Source organism: Streptomyces sp. E2N166, from assembly GCF_003671715.1.
GTDB lineage: Bacteria > Actinomycetota > Actinomycetes > Streptomycetales > Streptomycetaceae > Streptomyces > Streptomyces thinghirensis.
The window spans coordinates 285,888-287,777 of the sequence record NZ_RAIF01000012.1; the positions used below are offsets into that span (position 1 = coordinate 285,888).

At 74.6% G+C, this 1,890-nt stretch carries 1 protein-coding gene and 2 pseudogenes; all 3 read left to right on the forward strand.

The window, feature by feature from the left end; all coding sequences use genetic code 11:
• Positions 1–317, forward strand: a pseudogene (locus EBH09_RS08950) (ADP-ribosylglycohydrolase family protein); the annotation flags it as partial.
• The gene (locus EBH09_RS08955) at positions 314–1,522 is read left to right on the forward strand and encodes an ADP-ribosylglycohydrolase family protein (RefSeq protein WP_238697247.1); all 1,209 of its coding nucleotides are present in this window, start codon (positions 314–316) and stop codon (positions 1,520–1,522) included. The pseudogene EBH09_RS08950 and the gene EBH09_RS08955, both read left to right, overlap by 4 nt.
• A pseudogene (locus EBH09_RS08960) lies at positions 1,510–1,890 on the forward strand (ADP-ribosylglycohydrolase family protein); the annotation flags it as partial. The gene EBH09_RS08955 and the pseudogene EBH09_RS08960, both read left to right, overlap by 13 nt.

Here is a 1,890-nt window from a genome sequence, read left to right on the forward strand (position 1 = left end):
AGACCGTCCCGGTCGCCCTCGCCCTGGCCACCGCCGCCCGGGGCCGCATCGCGGAGGCCGTACCGGCGGCGGCCTGTCTGTCGAGGGTCGCGGACTCCGCTCCCGCGCTGGCCGGCGCCCTCACCGGTGCGCTGGGCGGCGGCACGTCGATCCCCGAGTCCTGGCGGGATGCCTGCCGCACCCTCCCCGGCTGCGTACTGCCCCGTCTCACCGGCACCGACCTGGTCGAACTCGCCGGACTCCTGCACGCCACGCAACCGTCCAGACGTGAAGGACGCGAAGGACGGACAGGACAAGAAGGGCGACACGCGACATGAGGACACCCGGCACCGCGGAGAACAGCACGGCGGAGAACGGCACAGCGGAGAACGGCACACCGGCCCTGGAGGAGCGCATCACCGGCGCCCTCGTCGGCGCGGCCGTCGGCGACGCGCTCGGCGGCCCGGTCGAGGGCTACTCCCCCGAGCAGATCCTCGAACGCCACGGCGGCCGCGTCCACGGCGTCGTCGGCCCCTGGAACGGCGACGCCTGGCGCACCGCCCGCCCCATCGCCCCCTACTACAAGGGCGACGGCCACGTCACCGACGACACCCTGATGACCCACGCGCTGGTCCGGGTGTACGGCACGGTCCGCGACCACCTCGACGCCTACTCGGTCGCCGAGCACCTGGTTCCGGACCTGATGACGAACCCGCGCTGGATCCCGGAACTGGAGGCCGAGGCGCTTGTGCTCCAGCGCGTCTTCCTGGCGGAGAAGTGGCTCGCCGCCAGAATCCACTACGGCCATGTGGACCCCCGGGAGGCGGGCACCGGCAACATCGTCAACTGCGGTGCCGCGATGTACATGGCCCCGGTCGGCCTGGTCAACGCGGCCCACCCGGCGGGCGCGTACGCCGAGGCACTGGACGTCGCGGGCGCACACCAGTCGTCGTACGGCCGTGAGGCGGCCGGTGTCCTCGCGGCCGCGGTGGCCGCGGCGTGCGCGCCGGGGGCGACGCCGGACTCGGTGGTGTCGGCCTGCCTGTCCCTGGCGAAGGACGGCACCCGGGCGGCGGTCGAGGCGGTCTGCGAAGTGGCCTCCCGGTACTCGGACTTCGAGTCGGCGCTCGCGCCGCTGCGGGAGGCGGTGGCCCCCTACGACACGGTGGGCCCCGACTACCGCGCGCCCTCGCTGGCCGCACGCCGCCCGTCCCGCGTGCACGCGATCGAGGAGCTGCCCGTCGCACTCGGCATGTTGCTCGTCTCCGGCGGCGACTACCGGCACGCCGTCCTCGGCGCGGTGAACTACGGCCGGGACTGCGACTCCATCGCCACGATGGCGGGCGCGCTGGCCGGTGCGCTGGGTTCGCCGGTCCCGGAGGACTGGGCGAAGACGGTGGCGGAGGCGAGCCGACTGGACCTCTGGGAACCGGCCGCGACGCTCACCGCGGTGGCCCGGGAGGTCTTCGAGCGCGACGTGACGCGACGCCGCCTCCACGAGCGGGCGTTCACCGCGATCGGAGGCGCGAGATGCTCCGACTGACCTGGGTCCAGCCCGAGGACCTGATCGGCCACGAACTTCGCCAGGCGGCGCAGGACGGTCGCGACCCGTCGGCGATCGCGGCTCGCTGGAGAGCGGCAGGCGGCCGCGAGGCCCCGGCCCGAGCAGGCACGTCCCCCCGGCCGGCCTCCCCCTGCCTCCGCCTGCTGGCGGAAGACCTGCTGGACGAACTGTCCGACCTGCCGAGCCCGCTGGCGGACCGGGAACCGACCGAACTGGACCGGGTCAAGGCACTGTGTCCCGACTGGCCCGCCTCCCGGCCCGGAGCCGTGTCCCCCGCCGGCCTGGAAGCGGCCTGGCTCGGCCGAGCCGCCGGCTGCCTCCTGGGCAAGCCCGTCGAAAAGCTCCCC